This window comes from Bradyrhizobium sp. UFLA06-06 (assembly GCF_054820065.1).
In genome coordinates, this window is the sequence record NZ_JADFUD010000001.1 from 114,464 (window position 1) to 133,754 (window position 19,291).

Below are 19,291 nucleotides of genomic sequence, written 5' to 3' on the forward strand. Positions count from 1 at the left end.
TAAGTCGCACGAGAACGCGCTCGAAACTGGCTTCGCGGCGGCCTGCCGTGATGCATATCTTTTTCGGGTGACGCGCTGAAAATGCTGCGTTAGCGAACTAACAGTGATAAGTTATATCCCGCTGGGGACCGGACCTTGCGCAGTCGAAACTTCGAGGCATCCATGACCAAACACCTCTCGCTCGTCGGCGCACCTTCGGTGGAGGCACTGCCACCTTCGGGTCTCGCTTGTCTCGTCATCGTGGCCAGACAGCATGGTTTGCATCTGACCCCGTCCCAGCTGATCCACGACAACCTCCTGGGCGACCAGGAAGTCACGCTGGCCGAGCTCTTGAAGTGCGCGAATTCCTCGGGCATGACGGCAAAGGCCGTCACGCTGGACTGGAAGGGCCTGAGCCATCTCAAGAGGGCGCTGCCGGCCATCGTTCGCCTGCGCGACGGCAGCCACATGGTGCTGCTGCGCCTCGAAGGCGATGAAAACAGCTCCCGGGTGGTCCTGCAGGATCCGAATGCCGGCGAGGACGCGCTGCTCGTCATCGATCAACCGCGCTTTGAGGACATCTGGTCGGGCGACGTCGTCATGGCCAAGCGCGACTATGAGATTTCGGACGAGACGCAGCCGTTCAGCTTCGGTTTTGTCGTTGCCCTGGTGTTCCGCGAACGGCGCATCATGCGCGACGTCGCGATCGCGGCGCTGGTCCTGGGCTTCATGGGGCTGGCACCGATCATGTTCTGGAGGCTGCTCTCGGACAAGGTCATTTTCTACAAGGCGTACAATACGTTCTACGTGCTGTGCGTTGCGATGCTGGTGATCATCCTGTTCGAGACGGCGTTCTCGTTCCTGCGGCAATACCTCGTTCAGAGCTTGACGGCACGCCTCGACGTCAAATTGTCGACCTACGTGTTCGAAAAGGTGCTCAATCTGCCGATCGATTATTTCGAGCAGAATCCCGTCGGCCTGATTTCCCGCGACATCCGCGAAGTGTTCCGGATTCGCGGCTTCCTGACCGGGCAGTTGTTCGGGACGGTTCTCGATTCGACGACGCTGATCTTCTTCCTGCCCGTCATGTTCTTCTTCAGCCCGATCATGACGCTGATGGTTCTGGGCTTTGCCGCAATGATCGTGGTCTGGCTCATCCTGATGCTGCCCGTGTACCGGCGGAGCTCCTCGGCGGTTCTTGCCGCCGAAGGCGCGCAGGGGGCGTTTCTGATCCAGAGCCTGAACGGCATGAGGACCATCAAATCGCTAGCGCTCGACACGCGCCAGCGGCACATGTGGGATGTGCTCGTTGCGCGCGCCGCCAAGGCGCGTCTTGCCGAAGGCATGACCGGAAACATGATCCAGACGCTGGTCCGTCCGCTGGAACGGTTGGCGGTCAGCGCTCCCTATGCGCTCGGCGTCTACCTCGCCGTATCGAGCGGCGATCCGGTCTATGTCGGGGCGCTGTTTGCCTTTCTGATGCTGTCGCAGCGTGTTGCCGGTCCGCTGATGAAGATGGCCCAACTCATCAACCAGTATGACGAGGCGCGCACCGCGGTCACCATCGTCGGCAATCTGGTGAATCAGCTGCCGGAGGAGGGACGTTCTGGCCATGGCGTGCGGGTTCCGCTGAAGGGCCTGATCGAGTTCTCCGGCGTCACGTTCAAGTACAAGGGCGCGGTGTCGCCGGCGCTGAACAATATCTCATTCGAGATTCCGCTCGGCACGACGCTCGGCGTGATGGGCAAGAGCGGCTCGGGCAAGACCACGATCACGCGGCTGTTGCAGCGCCTGCACTCCGACTATGGCGGGTTGATCAAGGTCGACGGTATCGATGTTCGGGAATACGATGTCGACCATCTGCGGCGCAACGTCGGCGTCGTGCTGCAGGAGAACTTCCTGTTCAGCGGCACGATCCGCGAGAATATTGCCGCGGCAAAGCCGGACGCGACCTTCGACGACGTCGTCAGGGCGGCGCGATTGGCCGGCGCCGAGGAATTCATCGACAAGCTGCCGCGGGGTTACGAGACCTATGTCTATGAGGGCTCCACCAACCTCTCCGGCGGACAGCGTCAGCGCCTCGCGATCGCGCGCGCGCTGATCGTCAATCCGCCCATCCTGATCCTGGACGAGGCGACCAGCGCGCTCGATGCGGAGAGCGAGACGATCGTGAATGCGAACATTTCGCGGATCGCGCACGGCCGCACGCTGATCATCATCTCGCATCGCCTGTCGTCGCTGACGAAGGCCGACGCGATCCTCGTGCTCAATCGCGGCGTGGTCAACGATATCGGTCGCCACGAGGAACTTCTGGAGCGCAACGACATCTACAGCTCGCTCTGGTACCAGCAGAACACGCATCTCGTTCCGACGGGCCGCAACGACAAGCCCAACTTCAGGAGTCCGACCCTTGTCTCCTAATCAAGCTTCGCTCGCGACCGTTCGCCAGTTCCAGTCCGAAACCGACGCCATCCGCGAGGCGCCCGAGCCGATGTTGGCCCGTGCGACGCTGTTCGTGCTGTCGGCGCTGCTGGTATCCATCGTGGCGATCATGTGCCTGACGCGCCTCGATCGGGTGATCACCAGCGTCCGCGGCAAGATCGTTCCGGTCGATCAGATCAACGTGCTGCAGGCCCTTGACCCGTCGATCATCAAGACGATCGATGTTCGCGAAGGCGAGCAGGTCGACACGGGACAATTGCTTGCGACCCTCGACTCGACCTTCACCGCGGCCGATGTCACCCAGTACAAGCTGCAGATCGCGAGCCTCGATGCGCAGGTTGCGCGTGACGAGGCCGAATTGTCCGGAAAGCCGCTGTCGTATGGCAACGCCAAGGATCCGGATGCCGCCAGGTACAACGCCTTGCAGAAGGCGCTCTACGACCAGCGCGTCGCCCAGTACAGCGCGCAGGTGACGAGTTACGATTCCAAGATCAGCCAGACCGAAGCGACGATCTCGAAGGCGAAGAAGGACGACGAGCGGTATGGTCAACGCGCCGAGATCGCCGGCAAGATCGAGGACATGCGCTCGACCCTTGCCGAAAGCGGCAGCGGGTCCAAGCTGAACCTGTATCTGTCGCAGGATACGCGCCTCGAGTTGCTGCGTCAGATCGACAACACGCACAACACGCTGCTGGAAGCGCAACACCAGCTCGACTCGCTGAGGGCCGATCGCAAGGCCTTCATCGAGCAGTGGAACGCGCAGCTGAGCCAGGATCTGGTCACGACGCGCAACAATTTGGATACGGCCCGGGCAGCCTACGACAAGGCCATCAAGCACCAGGACCTGGTCCGATGGACGGCTGCCGAGCCGTCGGTCGTCCTCACCCTTGCCAAGCTCTCGGTCGGATCCGTGCTGAAGCCGGGCGATCCCTTCATCACGCTGATGCCGCTCAAGACGCGGCTGGAGGCGGAGATCCAGGTGCTGTCCCGCGACGTCGGCTTTATCCGGCCGAATGACCCCTGCACGCTGAAGGTTGATGCCTTCAACGCGGCGGAGCACGGCACGGCGGCGGGCAAGATACGCTGGATCAGCGAAGGCGCCTTCACCACTGACGACGACGGAAAGCCCGTCGATGCCTACTACAAGGCGCGATGCTCGGTCGACCAGAGCAACTTCACCAATGTTCCGAACAATTTCCGCCTCATCCCGGGCATGACGCTGCAGGGCGACGTCAATGTCGGCACCCGTTCGGTGGCGATGTATCTGCTCAGTGACATGCTGCGCGGCATGACGGAAGCGATGCGCGAGCCATGATGGAGTCGACGAGATCCCTGCTCGAGTTGTTCCGGCCCGACTCCTCCCGTTCAGACTCAAAGCAGTTTGAACGGGGACTGGAGGCTTACGAGAACGGGCGATATCTTGAAGCCCTGCGCTTCTGGCGGCTTGCCTCGCGGGCGGGCAACCCTGAGGCGGATTACCGGATCGGGCTGCTCTATGCGCGGAACGAGGGCGTTATCGGCAGCATTCCGGACGCGGTCGCGTGGTATGAGCGCGCCGCGCTGAATGGACATCTGGATGCGCAATTCCAGCTCGGCCTGATCTACCTCAACGGGGTCAAGGCGACGCTCGGTCCGAACAGGCCCGAGATGTGGCGGCAATCCACTGCGGCCCGTCTCGGCGACAAGGCGATCAACCTCCACGATCTGGTCTTCCCGAACGGGATGGGCGTGGCCAAGGACGTCGACGCCGCGTTCCTCTGGATGTCAGTCGCGGCGGAAGCCGGCAAGGCGGAGGCGCAATCGATTCTTGGCAACATGTACGCCAACGGGCAAGGTTGCGAGCGGGATCACGCTGCAGCCCTGCGCTGGTATCAGGCCGCGGCCGAGCAGAAGGCGGCGTCCGGCGAATTCGCACTCGGCGATGTGTATTATCAGGGCCGCGGCGTTCCCGTCGATTTCGCGCAGGCCGCGATCTGGTATCACAAGGCCGCCGAGCAGGGACATGTTCGCGCACAGGTTGCGCTGGCTTTCATGTGCCTCAAGGGCACCGGGCTTCCCGAAAATGTCGAAGAGGCCGCACGGCTGTTCCAGAGTGCCGCTGCGCATGACGATACGATCGCGCTCTACAACATTGCGCTGCTGCGGTTGAGCGGCAAGGGGGCTGTCAAGGATCTCGACAGGGCCGAGACCGCATTGCGCAAGGCGGCGCGGAAGGACTATTTGCCGGCGATCCAGGCGCTGGCCGAGTTCTATGCGCTCGGGACTGCCGCCGAGCCGGATCTGCGCGAGGCGGCGTATTGGTACGAGAAGGCGGCCGAGCGCGGCGATACGCAGGCGCAGTTCCTGACCGGACGCTTCTATGCCACCGGCACCGGCGTTCCGCCCAGCATCCGCCAGGCTGCGAAATGGTTTGAGCGTGCGGCGGAGGGCGGCCATGCCACCGCGGCCCACAACATTGCGGTGTTCTATCTCAATGGCAGGGGCGTGGGGCGCGATGTCGCGACTGCGATCAAGTGGTTCGAGCGCGCATCCGAGGGAGGCATTAGCGCCGCCGGCGTGCAGCTCGGTCGGCTCTACTCGGCGGGCAACGGCGTGCCGCGCGATCAAGCGCGCGCCGCGGAGTGGCTCAGCAAGGCGGCCAACGGCGGCGATGCCGACGCGAAGACGGCCTATGCGATGTTTCTGATCCAGGATGAGCCGTCCGCGGAGCGTCTTGCGCAAGCACGTGCGCTGCTGACCGACGCTGCCGAGGCCGGTCATCCGGCGGCGGCATTTCAGCTGGGCGGGCTTCACATGGGCAGATCCGGCGGCGCCGTCGATGTTCCGGCCGCAGCCCAATGGTTCAAGCGTGCGGCAGGCGCTGGCCACGTCGAAGCCCAGCACACTTTGGCGCTGCTGTATTCCGATCCCAAGAGCAGCCTCAAGGATCCGCAGGCCGCAGCCGGCTGGATCGTCAAGGCCGCGGACGGCGGCAACGCCGCGGCGCAGTTCAAGCTTGCGGTGATGTATTGCACCGGGCAGGGCGTCGAGCAGGACCTGTCCAAGGGCGTCACGTGGTACGAGGCGGCGGCGCGCCAGGGCCACACGACGGCGCAATACAACCTTGCCGTGATGCTCGGCCGGGGACAGGGGCGCGATGCCGATCCGGCGAAGGCGGCCGAATGGTTCGAGGCCGCGGCGAAGCAGGGCATGGTCGAAGCCCAACTCGCGATTGGCGATGCACTGCGCGCCGGCGACGGCGTCGCGCAGGACCGCGATCAGGCGTTGCACTGGTATCGACAAGCGGCACAGCAGAACAACGAAGGCGCGCGACGTCGTCTGCAGGCAATGGGCGAGAGTGTTGGCTGAGATGGAGGCGGGCTTCGCACGCGGCCGCAGACGCTGAGCAGCGGCTTTGTTTTTAGGCGCGAAGGCAACGAAGCAGGCAGCTTCGCGCGACAATCTGGGCAGAACTAACGGTGGCTTTCATATCGACGACAGAGAGATTGCGTTAATGTGGACGTCGCCAACAAATACTCATTGTGGTTGTGTGAAGTTGACTGATAAGCATCAGATCACGATCCGGGGCAGGTTCGAACGGCAACGCGATCTCGGGATATCGATCTTCCGCACGGCTGAGAAAGAAACTGGAACCAACGTTAGACGTTGGTAGGAGCTTGAGAAGCGATGAACAAGATGGTGGAACGGAGCGTCAGGGATACGAAGGATATGTTGCCCGTTGCCAGTCCGGTTCAGCAGGACGATCAATCGCAGAGCGTATTCCTGGATCCCGATGTCGGCGATTTCCAGTCGGGACCGAGGCTGCGTGGTGCGATCCTCGAGCATTCCGGGCGAGTGATCTCCGGCTGGATTGTGGATGCGCAGTCGCCTGCTTCGACCGTTGCGATATCGCTTTTTGTTGCTTCCCACTGTGTCGAAGAGGGACGGACGGGCCGGTCCGTGCCGGCCAGCGTCGGTCCGCACACTGTGATCGGGCGTCCCGGATTTCGCATCAACCTATCCACGCCGGGCGTGCGCCGTCGTTTGGCTCGCGCCCTGAAGAATACGCTGCTGGAACGCAAGCCTGTGCAGATCTACCTGCGCATCAGCCTGAACGACGGCGAATATTACGAAATACCGCTGTTCGAGAAACTCGAGTCGAACGAGGTGGTCGTCGCGCTCGGCTTCTCGACCGACGATTACGACGATCTGCTGTTTCCGAACAACGACAAGAAATTGGTTGCCGCGATGGCAGGCGCCGCCTCCGTGAAAGAGGTGCGCTACGTCTGCTTCTACCTGCCGCAATTCCATTCATTTGCGGAGAACGACCGTTGGTGGGGTCCTGGCTTCACCGAATGGACCAACGTCTCCCAGATGCGTCCGCAGTTTCCAACGCACCAGTCTCCCTGGTTGCCCGCGGATCTCGGCTTCTATGACATGAGACTGGTCGAGACGCGCCAGCAACAGGCAGACCTGGCTCGCCGTTACGGCGTTCACGGCTTTTGCTATTACGCCTACTGGTTTCAGGGGCGAAGATTGCTGGAGCGGCCGCTGAGGCTTTTGCTGGAGGACGGAGAGCCGAACATCCCGTTCTGCATCTGCTGGGCGAACGAAAACTGGTCACGGCGATGGGATGGTTCTGATACCGAGCTGCTGCTCGGCCAGAACCACTCCCTCGAGGATGATGTCCGCTTCATTGACGATATGGCCGATATCCTCCTGGATGATCGCTACATCACCGTTGACGGTCGCAAGATCCTTCTCGTCTACCGTCCCTCGCTGATCCCGGACAAGGAACGCCTGTTCCAGACGTGGCGTGTGCGTGCAAGGCAACTCGGCATCGGCGAGCTGCTGATTTGCAATGCGATGACGTTCGGCGAGTTCGATCCACGAGAATTCCATTGCGATGCCGCCGTGGAATTCCCGCCCCATACCGTCAATGCGCGGGAGCTGAGCCGAGCGGAGGTCGAGACGCCGACGGAGTTCTCCGGCAAGCTCTACGACTATCTTGAAGCCATGCGCTCGACGCTCGGCAAGGTCTATGAGTTTCCGTTCTTTCCAACCGTGATGCCGCGCTGGGACAACACGCCGCGCAAGGGCTCGCGAGGACACGTGTTCGTCAGATCAAGCCCCGAGGCGTTCGAAGTCTGGCTTCGTGAGGCGACCGAGCGGGCTCGCCGGAGTTCTTTCGAACAGCCGATCGTCTTCATCAATTCGTGGAACGAATGGGCCGAGGGAGCCCACCTGGAGCCGGACTCGCGCTTCGGCCGTGCGTATCTCGATGTCGTCAGACGCGTGTCTGCCGGCGAGTCGATCTCGGCAGAACTGCGCTCGAACTCCGCCCTGCTGGACTGCTTGAGCAGATCGGAGCTCGAGCAGACGATCAAGAGTGCTGCAGTTCATGTCGAAGTACTCGCCAATTTGCAGCGCAATGAAGTCGCGCTCACCGGCTTCCAAAGCATTCGCGAAGGCTTGCCGGTCGAAATTGAGGGCGCCATCGCAAGTCCGGATGGCTCGATGTTTGTGATCGAGAATATCAATTCGCAAACGGAGGAGCGCGTGGTGGTGGACCCGCGCTACAGAGTGCTGGTCCGAGGGTGGGTGTTTGCCAAGGATGGCTTCGAGCCCCTGAGAAACCGCATCTCGTTTCTGGTGTTGTCTCCGGAAGGAGAGACGAACGCCGGCAAGAGCGGGTACTGCCTCGTCATCGATTGGCACGAGCGAATGGACGTTACGGAGTATATGAAGGCGACCGCGCGCGAGTGCTGCTTCGGCTTCGAGGTCAGCTTCATGCTCAAGGGACTGCCGGACGGAGAGTACAGGCTTTCGATGCTTGAGGTTGGCGAAGGAGAAAACCTGCTGGTTGGATCAAGCCATTCCCTGGTCGTTCGGCATTGAGTTGAGAGTCCTATGTTAGCCAGCGTGGTGATTGCTTGTTACAAGCACGAGGCCTATCTTGAGCATTGTCTCGAGACGGTCTTCGACCAGACCTATCCCAAACTTGAGCTGATCATTGTCGACGACAATTCGCCGGACAACAGCTTCCAGCTGGCCGAAAGGCTTCTGAAGCGGAAGTCGTTCGCAAAGCGTTTTGCATCATGCAAACTGCTCAAGAATCCCACCAACATGGGAGCTCACTTTACCTGGAATCGCGCGCTGTCGCTTGCAAAGGGCGAGATGCTCTTCCTGCTCAACTCGGACGACGCGTTTTCGAAAGAGCGGGTCGAGACATTTGTCGGCCGCCATGGCGCTGAAAAGCTGTTCTTCGGCTTCTCCGCGATCGAACCCATCGACGAGAACGGGAAATCCATCAAGAGCTTTCAGTTTCCGGCGCGTCTCAGATACGCAACCAGTCAAGCGGTAAGCGCCGATCGCCCGCTGTCGTGGTCCTTCCTGGAGTCGCAGATCGCCGCCTCGACGGGAAATTTTGTGTTGAGCGCCGAACTGTTGCGGCAGGCCGGGTGGTTCGCGGACCTCAAATATTGTCACGATTGGGAATTCGCGCTGCGCGCGATCACGATCGTCGAACCAAAATACGTGGAATCCGATCAATACATGTATCGATTGCATGCAACCAACAGCTTCCGCGGACTAAGTTCGGTGGCCGAAAGCGAAACGCGGGCTTGCATGCACAGCTATTCGCTGCGCGCGATGACGTCCAAGCCACCGAACGGGACCTGTCTCAGTCCGCTCAACATGGGGGAGGCGTTCTACAAGCTGATCAGGAATTACCCGAACTTCCGCTTCTGGATGCGGCAGCTCTACGCACCTTATCTTGCCGAGCACAGGACCGTTGAGCTGAACCAGTGGACGGTCCCGGCCGAATGGCGCTAGCACAACGCGGCTGACGCCAGATCACGCGCCAAGTCACGGCTGACGCCAGGTCGCAGCTGAAGAAGCTCGCGGGCGCCAGCCTCAGCGCGTCAGAGCTAGCAAAGGTTTGGCCTTTGCTTGGATTGCGGGTCTTTCAGGACCTTGCGCAAGGCCTCCAGGCGCTCGGTCTTGCAGGGCAAGGTGGGGACAAGCCACCCGCCTTCGTCGTTTTCGTTCCAGGCATAAATCAGGATCGCAGGAGACTTCATCTCACCCGGCTGAGCAGCCCTCCATTCGATCGAGCGGTGCAGATGATCGGACAGCTCCGCCCCGGTCGGCGCAATGAAGAAGTTTTCCATCCCCACGCCGGGGCGCTGCTTGGCTTCCCAAGGCACGGGGCGTTCGATGCGTGGACGGCGATCCCAGCCGGTCATCACGGTGGGGATGACGGGAAGCCGGCTCTTGGCCAGTTCATTCCAGTCTCGCTCCGCGCCGCGCGTGAGGTCGGCATAGGAACCACGGACGCTCCCGTAGACTCCCGCATAGGAACTGACCGCGTCGGCAGTCAGGAAAGCGCCCTGTTCATTGAGCAGTTTCTTGTCACCAGTGAGCACCAGGTACGGATCTCCGTGTCCTGCGGCTCTTACACGCGCTCTGAATTGCTCGATCTGGGCTCGAAGGTTCTCGAACCCACCCCATCGTTTTTCAACGTCGGCAACATGTATGAAGCCGAGAAAATACAGCGGTCTCCCGCCCGCTACTTTCAGGTAGTTGCTGTCGCCCATGAGTTTGACGTGTTCGTCAATCAGCGGGCTTACCTTGTCGTGCGAGCCCCATCGAGGGAACTCGGTAAAGATGCAGTACGAAATCTCATGCTTGATCGGGCTTTCCCTGAAGATTTTCAGAGCCCTCGACATCGGATCGGCGGAGCCGTAGGCGACAAACGCCCAGTAGTCGATGCCTGCGAAAACGGCCTGCTTGATTTCCTTGTCGATCGTCTGTTGCGTGATCTCCGGAAAGGCAATCTCACTGCGGCTCTTTCCAGTGGTCTCCTTCGCAAAGAATGGAACTCGCCAATGGTACTGCTGCGGAGAGAGCGATGTTTCCACCGCCTTCGTTGGCGTTGATCCGGGCGCATACCAGGCGTCCCACCGCAGCGCGCCCACCAGAGGCCGGTCGGTGCGCGCAGCCACTTGCTGGGCGGCGAGGGCGCGCGTAACCGTATAGCTAAGGGCTCCAGCTGAGCCCAGGGCCAGAAACAATCGTCGTGTCAGCATCTTCGAGCGCTCGCCGTTGTTTTCCCAAACATCCTGTTGATTCTCTTCAAAAACGTCCTAATGATCCACTGACAGTGCGGCTAATGATTGGCCAAACTTTTTCTGCGCGATGAGCTTAGATTGGCTAAAACCAGTCGATGTTGATTGCAACGCACAGGGACCGTGTTTGATGCAGCTGGTTGCATGGGAAAATGAATCTACGGCGATTTGCGATCGCATCCGGAGCAGCCGTGGAGCGCTCAAGATCGTTCTCAAGACCAAGGATGATCCGTTTTTCCTTGCGGATTGGGTGGACCATCACAGGAAAATCGTGGGCGATGCGAACCTGATCATTTTTGACAATGGATCTTCCGACAGCAAGGTCTTGTCGGTTTACGAAGAGCTGGGGCCGGACTTGCTGATCGCGAGTTTCGGCGGATTTCACAACAATCTGCATAATCCCAAAAACTTCGAGGAGCTTTACGCCAGCCTGTCGGCTTCTTCCGATTTCCATTGCTTCCTGGATACGGACGAGTTTCTGGCGTTCTATGACGGCGAACGCTTCACGAGCGACGCTTCAATATTGCGTCACCTGAGCGACAAGGACGGTGGTGCGTTTATCCCGTCGACTTGGCTGTACAACGCGCCTTCCTATCGCGACAGAATGTTGTGCGGCACCGATTTGGGCACGCTCCGGAATGGCCTCACCTGGGGTAAGCCGTTGATCCGATCGGCTGCCGCGCCTTTCTCGGGAGAGGTGAATCACAACTGCCAGATCGCCAAGGGAAAGAAGGCTCCCGCGCCGTTGTTCGGATTTTTCCTGCTGCATATGGCGACCTTGTCGCCCGCGCAGCGGATCCGCGCCAATCTAAACAAGCTGATTGCCCGCGGATTCATGCAGCGCGGGGACTCCCTTGAGAAAGTATTGGAGCGGGATATATCGCGGGCGACAGAGAACGAGAAGCTGTACGTGACCGAGATCAAGCGGATGCTCTCTCTTCGAGAAGATCGCGGTCCCGAGACGGCTCCCTTGGGAACCGGGTCGATGCGAATTGATCAGTCGGGCAAAGTTGAATTTGCGTCGCCCACCGAGGAGCGCGTCTTTGCCGAGTTCGCCGCATCCTTTGACGCGCTATGCGCGCAAACACTGCCTTCTTGAGGTGGGATCTGCCCGCTTCGCCGGGGCATTGCCGCCTTTAACGCCCAGGCGGCAAGCCATGGTGCAACGTCGCCTTTGACGGCTATCGGGAGAGCTCGCCGGTCAGGACGGCTCTCCGCTGAACGACTGAAGGATGGCTTGGGCAGCCTCTCTTTTCGCAAGCGGCATGAAGAACGACATATCGCCGGCCGTCGCGATTTCGCGAGCGATCTCTCTGACGCAGTGATAGGCGGGGCGAGAGCTAAAGTCGTGCATGCCGATGATTGCAGACGGGCCGCAGTGCAGGACGATCTGGGCGAAGCATGCGACCCTGAAACGACCGTCGACGAGATAAAGATCAGCATTGGCGCTTTGCGGCGTTTCCCAGATGGTCGAGTGATAGTCCGGCCAACGCGGCTTTGTTGATGGGTCGACCGGGAAACCCCAATCGCCAGTCCGTCCGATGTCGATGAACGTCAAATGAGGCTTCGTACGCGCTGAGGCGCACGCACGATCGACCTGATCCAGCCAGTCCTGTGAGGAATCGATCGACAATATCGAGTTCGCGACGTGCTTTGAGGCGATGACCGTACTTCCGCCTGTGCCGAATTCGACGTAATCGCGGCTATTTCTCACAAACGACAAGAACAGTTCCGCTTCTTCCCGCGACATTCTTGGTAGCAATTGACGTCTCCTCGTTGTTCGCAGCCCCCGGGACAATCTCTCCTCACCGGGGGCGTTGGACGTGTCTGATGCCAGCACGTCTTTGCATATTCAGGCCGCGCCGCAGTTCATCAGCGTCAGGTCATCAACGCCAAGTCATCACCGCCGAGGCACGGTCACCAAGGCTTGCGTCCTTGCACCCGATCGGCCGGACATCTTCCGGCCGAAGGATATTCCGCAAGTCCACGATGATCGGCGCTGCCACCGTTGCTGATGATCCGTGGTGATCGGCGGCTACTGGTTCAGGCCGACACGCTCCACCTTGTAGCCGCCCTCCAGGATGGAACGCCACCAGGGTTGCTCGTCGACATACCAGCGCACGGTCTTGGCGATGCCGGTCTCGAAATTCTCCTCGGCGCGCCAGCCGAGCTCGGTTTCGAGCTTGGTGGCGTCGATGGCGTAGCGGCGGTCGTGGCCGGGCCGGTCGGCGACGAAATTGATCAGCTGGCGGCGCGGGCCGGCTGCGGCCGGCACGACCTCGTCGAGCAGGTCGCAGATGCTCTCGACCACGTGCAGGTTGGTGCGCTCGTTGCGGCCGCCGACATTGTAGGTCTCGCCGACCTCGCCGCGCTCCAGCACCAGCGTCAGCGCCTTGGCGTGATCCTCGACGAACAGCCAGTCGCGGATGTTCTTGCCGTCGCCATAGACCGGCAGCGGCCCGCCGGCGAGCCCCTTGATGATCATGTGCGGGATCAGCTTTTCCGGGAAGTGATAGGGGCCGTAATTGTTGGAGCAGTTGGTCACCAGGGTCGGCAGCTCGTAGGTCTCGCGCCAGGCCCGCACCAGGTGATCGGACGATGCCTTGCTGGCCGAATAGGGCGAGTTCGGCGCATACGCCGTGGTCTCGGTGAACAGCCCTTCGTCGCCGAGCGAACCGAACACCTCGTCGGTCGAGATATGCAGGAAGCGGAACCGGTCGCGCTTCTCGGGCGAGAGCGAACGCCAGTGACGCAGCGTCTCCTGCAGGATCGTGAAGGTGCCGACGATGTTGGTCTGGATGAATTCGCCGGGGCCGTCGATCGAGCGGTCGACATGGCTTTCCGCGGCAAGGTTCATCACCGCATCGGGCTGATATTTCTCGAACAGCCGGCGCAGGTTCTGTGCCTCGCAGATGCAGGCCTTCTCGAAGGTGTAGTTCAGGCTTTCGGCGGCACGGGGCAGGGAGGCCAGGTTTGCCGCGTAGGTGAGCTTGTCGATGTTGACGACGCGGGCGTGGGTGTCGCGCAGCAGGTGACGGACCACGGCGGAGCCGATGAAACCGGCGCCGCCGGTGACGAAAATCGTCGATCCCTTAAACCGCATGTTTGAATACCTCCGCCGCGCGCGGCTCGCCGTGGAACGAGCGGTAGACCGACAGCAGGTACTCGCCGTAGCTGCTCTTGGCGGTCTTCTGTGCCACCCTCGCGAAGGCTTCGAGCGAGATGTAACCCTGGCGCAGCGCGATCTCCTCGGGGCAGGCGATGCGCAGGCCCTGGCGCTGCTCCAGGATCTGGACGAAGTGACTGGCCTCCACCAGCGAGGAATGGGTGCCGGTGTCGAGCCAGGCAAAGCCGCGGCCGAGCACCTCGACATAGAGGTCGCCGCGCTCGAGATAGGCCTTGTTGACGTCGGTGATCTCGATCTCGCCGCGCGGCGATGGCCTGATGCCGGCCGCGATGTCGACCACGTCATTGTCGTAGAAGTAGAGACCGGTGACCGCGACGTTGGACTTCGGCCGCTTCGGCTTCTCCTCGATCGAGAGCGCCCGTCCGGTGCCGTCCAGCTCGATCACGCCGTACTGCTCCGGCGCGTTCACGACGTAGCCGAACACGGTGGCGCCTTTCTTGCGGATCGAGGCGGCGGACAGCATGCTCGGCAGGCCGTGACCGTAGAAAATGTTATCCCCTAACACAAGGGCAACAGAGTCATCGCCGATGAAGTCGCGGCCGACGATGAAGGCGTCGGCAAGACCCCGCGGGGTCTCCTGCGTCGCATAGGCGAACCGGACACCCATCTCGCTGCCGTCGCCGAGCAAGCGCTGGAACAGCGGCTTGTCCTGCGGCGTGGAAATGATCAGGATATCGCGGATTCCGCCCAGCATCAGCGTCGACAGCGGATAGTAGATCATCGGCTTGTCGAAGACGGGCAGCAGTTGCTTGGAGACGACTGTCGTCACCGGGTAGAGGCGCGAGCCGGTGCCACCGGCAAGGATAATGCCTTTCATGGTCCCTCACAATTTGACTATCAGAACATAACATATAGCGTGCGCTGCACAAGTTTGTTATGAGATGGAAATTAACATTTCAAGCGCGTCAAACTGGAACAAATGTTAGATGAACGTCATCAAGACCGAGCTTCCTGAAGTCCTGATCGTCGAGCCGAAGCTGTTTGGCGACCAGCGCGGCTTCTTCCTCGAGACCTACCAGTCTCCGCGTTATGTCGAGCACGGCATCACGCGTCCCTTCGTGCAGGACAACATGTCCCGCTCGGCCTATGGCGTGCTGCGCGGGCTGCATCTGCAAAACCCGCTCACCCAGGGCAAGCTCGTGACCGTGCTGCGTGGCAAGGTGCTGGACGTTGCCGTCGACGTGCGCGTCGGCAGTCCGAATTTCGGCAAGCACGTCGCGGTCGAGTTGAGCGAGGACAACCGCCGGCAATTATGGGTGCCGCGCGGCTTCGCCCACGGCTTCGTGGTGCTCTCGGAGACCGCCGACTTCTTCTACAAATGCGATGATTTCTACAGCCCCAAGGACGAGCTCTCGATCCGGTGGAATGATCCCGCGATCGGGATCAAATGGGGCGTCGACAAGCCACAGCTGTCGGCCAAGGATGCGGACGCGCCGCTCCTGGCCGACGCCAGCAATCTTCCGACCTATGGACAAATCTGATGCGGATCTTGTTGACGGGAACACGCGGCCAGGTTGGCAGTGCGCTCAAGCCTCTGCTGGAAAGCCACGGCACGATCATCGCGCCGGCGACGGCTGAGTTCGATCTGTCGAAGCCGGAGATGTTGACGAGCCAGCTTGAGAGTCTGAAGCCCGATCTCATCATCAATCCGGCGGCCTATACCGCCGTCGATCGCGCCGAGGACGAGCGTGAGCTGGCCTTCCTGGTCAACGCGAGGGGACCTGAAGTAATCGCCAAATGGGCTGCGGCGAACCGCGTGCCGCTGGTGCATTTCTCCACGGACTACGTCTTCAATGGTTCGGGCGACAGGCCGTGGCGCGAGGACAGTCCGACCGAACCGCTGTCGGTCTACGGCGCCAGCAAGCTTGCCGGCGATGTTGCGATCCAGGCGGCGGGCGGGGCGCATCTGATCGCGCGCACCTCATGGGTTTATGCCGCAAAGGGCACGAATTTCCTGCGCACCATCGCGCGGCTCGCCGGCGAGCGTAAAGAACTACGGATCGTGGCCGATCAGATCGGTGCGCCGACCACGGCACCAGCGATCGCCAGTGCGGTCGCCGGCATCGTCCTGCCCAACCTCACCACGTTGCACGATCAGCTCGTGCGCAGGGGTGGTGTCGTCAATCTCGTTTGCGCCGGCGAAACCAGCTGGCACGGCTTCGCAACCGCCATTGTCGGCGGGCTGAGGTCTCGCGGCGTCACGCTGGCGGTCGAGAATATCGCTCCGATCGCAGCGACCGACTTTCCGACCAAGGCGGTGCGTCCGGGCAATTCGCGGCTGGACTTGTCGCGGCTGCAGGCGCAGTTCGGCGTGGCGATGCCGACGTGGCAGGAAGCGCTGGCGCGCGAACTGGATGCATTTGTCCAGCTCGGCGCGCCCGCCCACGCCTAGAGCGTTTTCGAGCGAAGTGGATGCCGGTTCGCGTGAAGAAAACGCGTCAAAACAAGAATCTAGAGCCCCGTTCCGATTCCATCGGAACGGGAAAAGCTCTAGCAGGCTGTTGAAGAAGTCCTTGAGCGGATCGCAATGAATGGGATGTCGTCGCCGTTGAGGAGGCAGATCTCCCCTTCGAGTGAGCCATCATCCCTTAGTTCGGCCCAACCGTCACCGTCGGCTGGCTCCATTTCGTCATTTCCCTGCCAGCCGAACGCGATCGCATCGCCGTCGCAGGCTCCATGAATGGAGCCGGTGAGGCAATCGACGGCGAACTCGCCTCCGTCCTCGTCGAACAGGATATAGGCGCCCGCCAAGGCCATGTCGTAGCCCGGTGTCTCGACGACCTGGCATCTGCCCCGGATGCTCATGCCGGTGCAGCCAGGAGCTTGGGCAGCCGGATCAGATTATAGGCCGCAAGTGCCAGGACAAAGACGGCGTCCACCCGGTCGCGACCTCGCAGCTTGACCTTGGCCAAGCCAGCGGAACTCTTGATCCAGCCGAAGACTTCTTCGATGCGTTTGCGACAGCGCTGGCTGAGGTCATAGCCACTGTGGCGTGTGGTACGTGCGTCAATTGCCGTCTTGCGCCGCTTGCCGGTCTTACTCAGATGTCCATCAATCGCGATATGCGGGGTAACCGATCTATCTCTCAGGTCGTGTACGAACTGCGTGACATCATAGGCCTTATCGGCCCCCAGAGTGATCCGCTTTGCGCACCCGCGCCTGTCGATCATGGCAAGCGCGATCTCCCGTTCGGCGGTGCCCGTCGCCTGGCTCACCCCACCCAAAACCGCCAATCCATTGCGGTTCTCCATCAGAGCATGGCCCATATAGCTCAGCTTGGCTGGCTGGCCGTCACCCTTCTTGTAGAGCCGCGCCTCGGGATCGGTCGTGCTCTCATGGGTCTCGTTGGATCGCCTCTCCTTGTGGAAGCTGCGCTCAGCGTTGCGTCCCGGACCATCCTCGTCTTTGTCGCCGCCATCCTTCTTCCGGAAGCTCTTGATCGAAGCCCAGGCTTCAATCAGCGTACCATCCACCGAGAAGTGATCGCTCGATAGCAGACGCTTGACCTTTGGCTGCGCCAAAAGCGCGTTCAGGAACTTGGCCGCAATCTCGCCCTCGAGCAGCCGGTCGCGGTTCTTCGAGAAGGTCGAATGGTCCCAAACCGCATCGTCCACCCCAAGCCCAACGAACCAGCGGAACAGCAGATCGAACTCTATCCGTTCCATCAAATGCCGTTCCGAGCGAACCCCATAGAACGCCTGGAGGAGCATCGCCCGAAGCAACTTCTCCGGTGCGATCGAGGGGCGACCGAACTCCGTATAGAGCTTGCCGAACTCGCCAGAAAGGTCGTCCAGCGCTGAATTCGCCAAGTCCCGGATCACCCGTAGCGGGTGGTCGACGCGAACCCGAGCCTCCAAGTCCACATAACTGAAGAGCGAGCCGGACCGTTCATCACTCCCTCGCATCGCGCCCCCAGTTAAATCCTGGTCCTAGAGAATCACGATACGGAACGCTTCGCCACCGACTTCTTCAACAGCCTGCTAGGGCGCATTCGGAAGCGGATTGCCGGTGCGTGAAAAAATCGTGTCAGACAAGAAGAGAGCCTTGGTTCTGATTTGATCAGAACCAAGGCTCCAGGATTGAACCGACCGGCGGCTATCGTCGCCAGGTGGGAGCGCTCAGCGCGGCCGACCGATGCTGTCGTAGGTGAAGCCGTGCGCGGCCATCTCGTCCGGACGGTAGATGTTGCGCAGGTCGACGACGACCGGATGCTTCATCTCCTGCTTGATGCGCTTGAGATCGAGCGCGCGGAACTGGCGCCACTCGGTCACGATCACCAGCGCATCCGCCTGGCGCGCGCATTCATAGGCATCCTTGCAGTACTCGATCTCCGGCAATTCCTTGCGCGCCTGCTCCATGCCGATGGGATCGTAGGCGCGAACCTTGGCGCCGAAGTCGATCAGGCCGTTGATCAGCGGGATCGAGGGGGCCTCGCGCATGTCGTCCGTGTCGGGCTTGAAGGTCAGGCCGAGCACGCCGATGGTCTTGCCGCGCATCTCGCCGCCGAGCACGTTGGCGACCTTGCGCGCCATCGCGCGCTTGCGGTTGTCGTTCGCGGTCAGCGTGGCTTCGACGATTTTAAGCTGGACGTCGTGGTCGAGCGCGGTCTTGAACAGCGCACGGGTGTCCTTCGGGAAGCAGGAGCCGCCATAGCCGGCGCCGGCATGCAGGAACTTGGTTCCAATCCGGTTGTCGAGCCCGATGCCGCGCGCGACCTCCTGCACGTTCGCCCCGACCCTCTCGGAGAGATCGGCGATCTCGTTGATGAAGGTGATCTTGGTGGCAAGGAAGGCATTCGCGGCGTATTTGATCAATTCAGCCGTGCGTCGCGCGGTATAGAGGATCGGCGCCTGGTTCAGATAGAGCGGACGATAGACTTCGCCCATCACCCTCTTGGCCCGATCATCCTCGGTGCCGACGACGATGCGGTCGGGGTGACGAAAATCCTGGATTGCGGCGCCTTCGCGCAGGAATTCGGGGTTCGACGCAACGGCGAAATCGGCGTCGGGATTGGTTTCGCGGATCAGTCGTTCAACCTCGTCGCCGGTGCCCACGGGCACGGTCGACTTGGTCACCACCACGGTGAACTTCTCGAGCGCCGCGCCGATCTCCTTGGCGGCAGCATAGACGTAGCTCAGGTCCGCATGGCCGTCGCCGCGCCGCGAGGGCGTTCCAACCGCGATGAACACGGCATCGGCGTCCGCGACGGCGCCCGCGAGCTCCGTCGTGAAGGTCAGCCGTCCGGCCGCGGCATTGGTCTCGACGAGCTTATCGAGGTCAGTTTCGTAGATCGGGATCTTGCCGCGCTTCAGGGCTTCGATCTTGCCGGCGTCCTTGTCGACGCAAACGACCTGATGGCCGAAATCGGCAAAACACGCTCCGGACACGAGACCTACATATCCCGTTCCAACCATTGCAATCTTCATGAATCCGCTCGTCGATCAGTGTGGAGAGGAGGAGTTAGCACTAGCACAAATGGCGCCGATAACGCCAAGTTTTATAGCGTATAGTTTGTGTTGGAGCTCGGCGGCTTTTTGTGCAAACGGTGATCGGCTCGGTGCAGCTGAGCGCCCGT

The 19,291-nt window shown here is 61.2% G+C and carries 15 protein-coding genes; 8 read left to right on the forward strand and 7 right to left on the reverse strand.

The window, feature by feature from the left end:
- Positions 1-162 precede the first annotated feature (162 nt).
- From IF803_RS00520 to IF803_RS00540, 5 genes are all read left to right on the forward strand, one after another.
- On the forward strand, positions 163-2,400 hold the full coding sequence (locus IF803_RS00520) for a peptidase domain-containing ABC transporter (protein ID WP_038387938.1): 2,238 nt from the start codon (positions 163-165) through the stop codon (positions 2,398-2,400).
- Positions 2,390-3,736 carry an HlyD family type I secretion periplasmic adaptor subunit gene (locus IF803_RS00525; RefSeq protein WP_026192529.1) on the forward strand — a complete coding sequence of 449 codons (1,347 nt, stop codon included), beginning with the start codon at positions 2,390-2,392 and terminating at the stop codon, positions 3,734-3,736. Before IF803_RS00520 ends, IF803_RS00525 begins: the two co-directional genes overlap by 11 nt.
- Positions 3,736-5,769, forward strand: coding sequence for an SEL1-like repeat protein (locus tag IF803_RS00530; protein WP_461191055.1), 2,034 nt, complete (start codon positions 3,736-3,738; stop codon positions 5,767-5,769). The genes IF803_RS00525 and IF803_RS00530 overlap by 1 nt, the downstream gene beginning before the upstream one ends.
- A gap of 318 nt (positions 5,770-6,087) precedes the next feature.
- On the forward strand, positions 6,088-8,298 hold the full coding sequence (locus tag IF803_RS00535) for a glycosyltransferase WbsX family protein (RefSeq protein WP_461190917.1): 2,211 nt from the start codon (positions 6,088-6,090) through the stop codon (positions 8,296-8,298).
- A gap of 12 nt (positions 8,299-8,310) precedes the next feature.
- Positions 8,311-9,234: a glycosyltransferase family 2 protein gene (locus tag IF803_RS00540; protein ID WP_038387934.1), complete on the forward strand. Its 924-nt coding sequence runs from the start codon at positions 8,311-8,313 to the stop codon at positions 9,232-9,234.
- A gap of 95 nt (positions 9,235-9,329) precedes the next feature.
- Here IF803_RS00540 and IF803_RS00545 read toward each other — a convergent pair whose 3' ends face one another.
- Positions 9,330-10,490 carry a glycoside hydrolase family 71/99 protein gene (locus tag IF803_RS00545; protein WP_461190918.1) on the reverse strand — a complete coding sequence of 387 codons (1,161 nt, stop codon included), beginning with the start codon at positions 10,488-10,490 and terminating at the stop codon, positions 9,330-9,332.
- Between the two features lie 169 nt (positions 10,491-10,659).
- On the opposite strand from IF803_RS00545, the gene IF803_RS00550 reads away from it, so the two are divergent.
- A complete protein-coding gene (locus tag IF803_RS00550; RefSeq protein WP_461190919.1) occupies positions 10,660-11,628 on the forward strand; it encodes a hypothetical protein in 969 nt (322 codons plus the stop codon).
- Positions 11,629-11,730: 102 nt separating this feature from the next.
- Here the strand turns inward: IF803_RS00550 and IF803_RS00555 are convergent, their stop codons facing one another.
- The 3 genes from IF803_RS00555 to rfbA form a co-directional block, all read right to left on the reverse strand.
- On the reverse strand, positions 11,731-12,279 hold the full coding sequence (locus tag IF803_RS00555) for a hypothetical protein (RefSeq protein ID WP_461190920.1): 549 nt from the start codon (positions 12,277-12,279) through the stop codon (positions 11,731-11,733).
- Between the two features lie 285 nt (positions 12,280-12,564).
- Positions 12,565-13,632 (reverse strand): dTDP-glucose 4,6-dehydratase, encoded by a 1,068-nt coding sequence (gene rfbB / locus IF803_RS00560; protein WP_461190921.1) that lies wholly within the window; start codon positions 13,630-13,632, stop codon positions 12,565-12,567.
- Positions 13,622-14,533 carry a glucose-1-phosphate thymidylyltransferase RfbA gene (gene rfbA, locus IF803_RS00565; protein ID WP_028345286.1) on the reverse strand — a complete coding sequence of 304 codons (912 nt, stop codon included), beginning with the start codon at positions 14,531-14,533 and terminating at the stop codon, positions 13,622-13,624. Before rfbA ends, rfbB begins: the two co-directional genes overlap by 11 nt.
- 109 nt (positions 14,534-14,642) lie before the next feature.
- Between rfbA and rfbC the strand changes: the two genes are divergently transcribed.
- Positions 14,643-15,197: a dTDP-4-dehydrorhamnose 3,5-epimerase gene (gene rfbC / locus IF803_RS00570; RefSeq protein ID WP_016841672.1), complete on the forward strand. Its 555-nt coding sequence runs from the start codon at positions 14,643-14,645 to the stop codon at positions 15,195-15,197.
- Complete coding sequence (gene rfbD, locus IF803_RS00575) at positions 15,197-16,108, forward strand: dTDP-4-dehydrorhamnose reductase (protein ID WP_461190922.1); 912 nt, start codon at positions 15,197-15,199, stop codon at positions 16,106-16,108. Before rfbC ends, rfbD begins: the two co-directional genes overlap by 1 nt.
- 98 nt (positions 16,109-16,206) lie before the next feature.
- Here rfbD and IF803_RS00580 read toward each other — a convergent pair whose 3' ends face one another.
- The 3 genes from IF803_RS00580 to IF803_RS00590 form a co-directional block, all read right to left on the reverse strand.
- The gene (locus tag IF803_RS00580; protein WP_461190923.1) at positions 16,207-16,521 is read right to left on the reverse strand and encodes a hypothetical protein; all 315 of its coding nucleotides are present in this window, start codon (positions 16,519-16,521) and stop codon (positions 16,207-16,209) included.
- Entirely contained in the window at positions 16,518-17,621 is a 1,104-nt protein-coding gene (locus IF803_RS00585; RefSeq protein WP_461190924.1) for an IS5 family transposase, read from the reverse strand. The genes IF803_RS00580 and IF803_RS00585 overlap by 4 nt, the downstream gene beginning before the upstream one ends.
- Before the next feature lie 213 nt (positions 17,622-17,834).
- Entirely contained in the window at positions 17,835-19,142 is a 1,308-nt protein-coding gene (locus IF803_RS00590) for a UDP-glucose dehydrogenase family protein (protein WP_461190925.1), read from the reverse strand.
- Positions 19,143-19,291 lie beyond the last annotated feature (149 nt).

Excerpts from the sequence above, each read along its gene's own strand:
- IF803_RS00580 (WP_461190923.1), bottom strand. The coding sequence starts at position 16,521 with ATGAGCATCCGGGGCAGATGCCAGGTCGTCGAGACACCGGGCTACGAC.
- rfbC (WP_016841672.1), top strand. The coding sequence starts at position 14,643 with ATGAACGTCATCAAGACCGAGCTTCCTGAAGTCCTGATCGTCGAGCCG.
- IF803_RS00550 (WP_461190919.1), top strand. The coding sequence starts at position 10,660 with ATGCAGCTGGTTGCATGGGAAAATGAATCTACGGCGATTTGCGATCGC.
- IF803_RS00530 (WP_461191055.1), top strand. The coding sequence starts at position 3,736 with ATGGAGTCGACGAGATCCCTGCTCGAGTTGTTCCGGCCCGACTCCTCC.
- IF803_RS00590 (WP_461190925.1), bottom strand. The coding sequence starts at position 19,142 with ATGAAGATTGCAATGGTTGGAACGGGATATGTAGGTCTCGTGTCCGGA.
- rfbB (WP_461190921.1), bottom strand. The coding sequence starts at position 13,632 with ATGCGGTTTAAGGGATCGACGATTTTCGTCACCGGCGGCGCCGGTTTC.
- IF803_RS00545 (WP_461190918.1), bottom strand. The coding sequence starts at position 10,490 with ATGCTGACACGACGATTGTTTCTGGCCCTGGGCTCAGCTGGAGCCCTT.
- IF803_RS00540 (WP_038387934.1), top strand. The coding sequence starts at position 8,311 with ATGTTAGCCAGCGTGGTGATTGCTTGTTACAAGCACGAGGCCTATCTT.
- IF803_RS00585 (WP_461190924.1), bottom strand. The coding sequence starts at position 17,621 with ATGCGAGGGAGTGATGAACGGTCCGGCTCGCTCTTCAGTTATGTGGAC.
- rfbA (WP_028345286.1), bottom strand. The coding sequence starts at position 14,533 with ATGAAAGGCATTATCCTTGCCGGTGGCACCGGCTCGCGCCTCTACCCG.
- IF803_RS00520 (WP_038387938.1), top strand. The coding sequence starts at position 163 with ATGACCAAACACCTCTCGCTCGTCGGCGCACCTTCGGTGGAGGCACTG.
- IF803_RS00535 (WP_461190917.1), top strand. The coding sequence starts at position 6,088 with ATGAACAAGATGGTGGAACGGAGCGTCAGGGATACGAAGGATATGTTG.
- rfbD (WP_461190922.1), top strand. The coding sequence starts at position 15,197 with ATGCGGATCTTGTTGACGGGAACACGCGGCCAGGTTGGCAGTGCGCTC.
- IF803_RS00555 (WP_461190920.1), bottom strand. The coding sequence starts at position 12,279 with ATGTCGCGGGAAGAAGCGGAACTGTTCTTGTCGTTTGTGAGAAATAGC.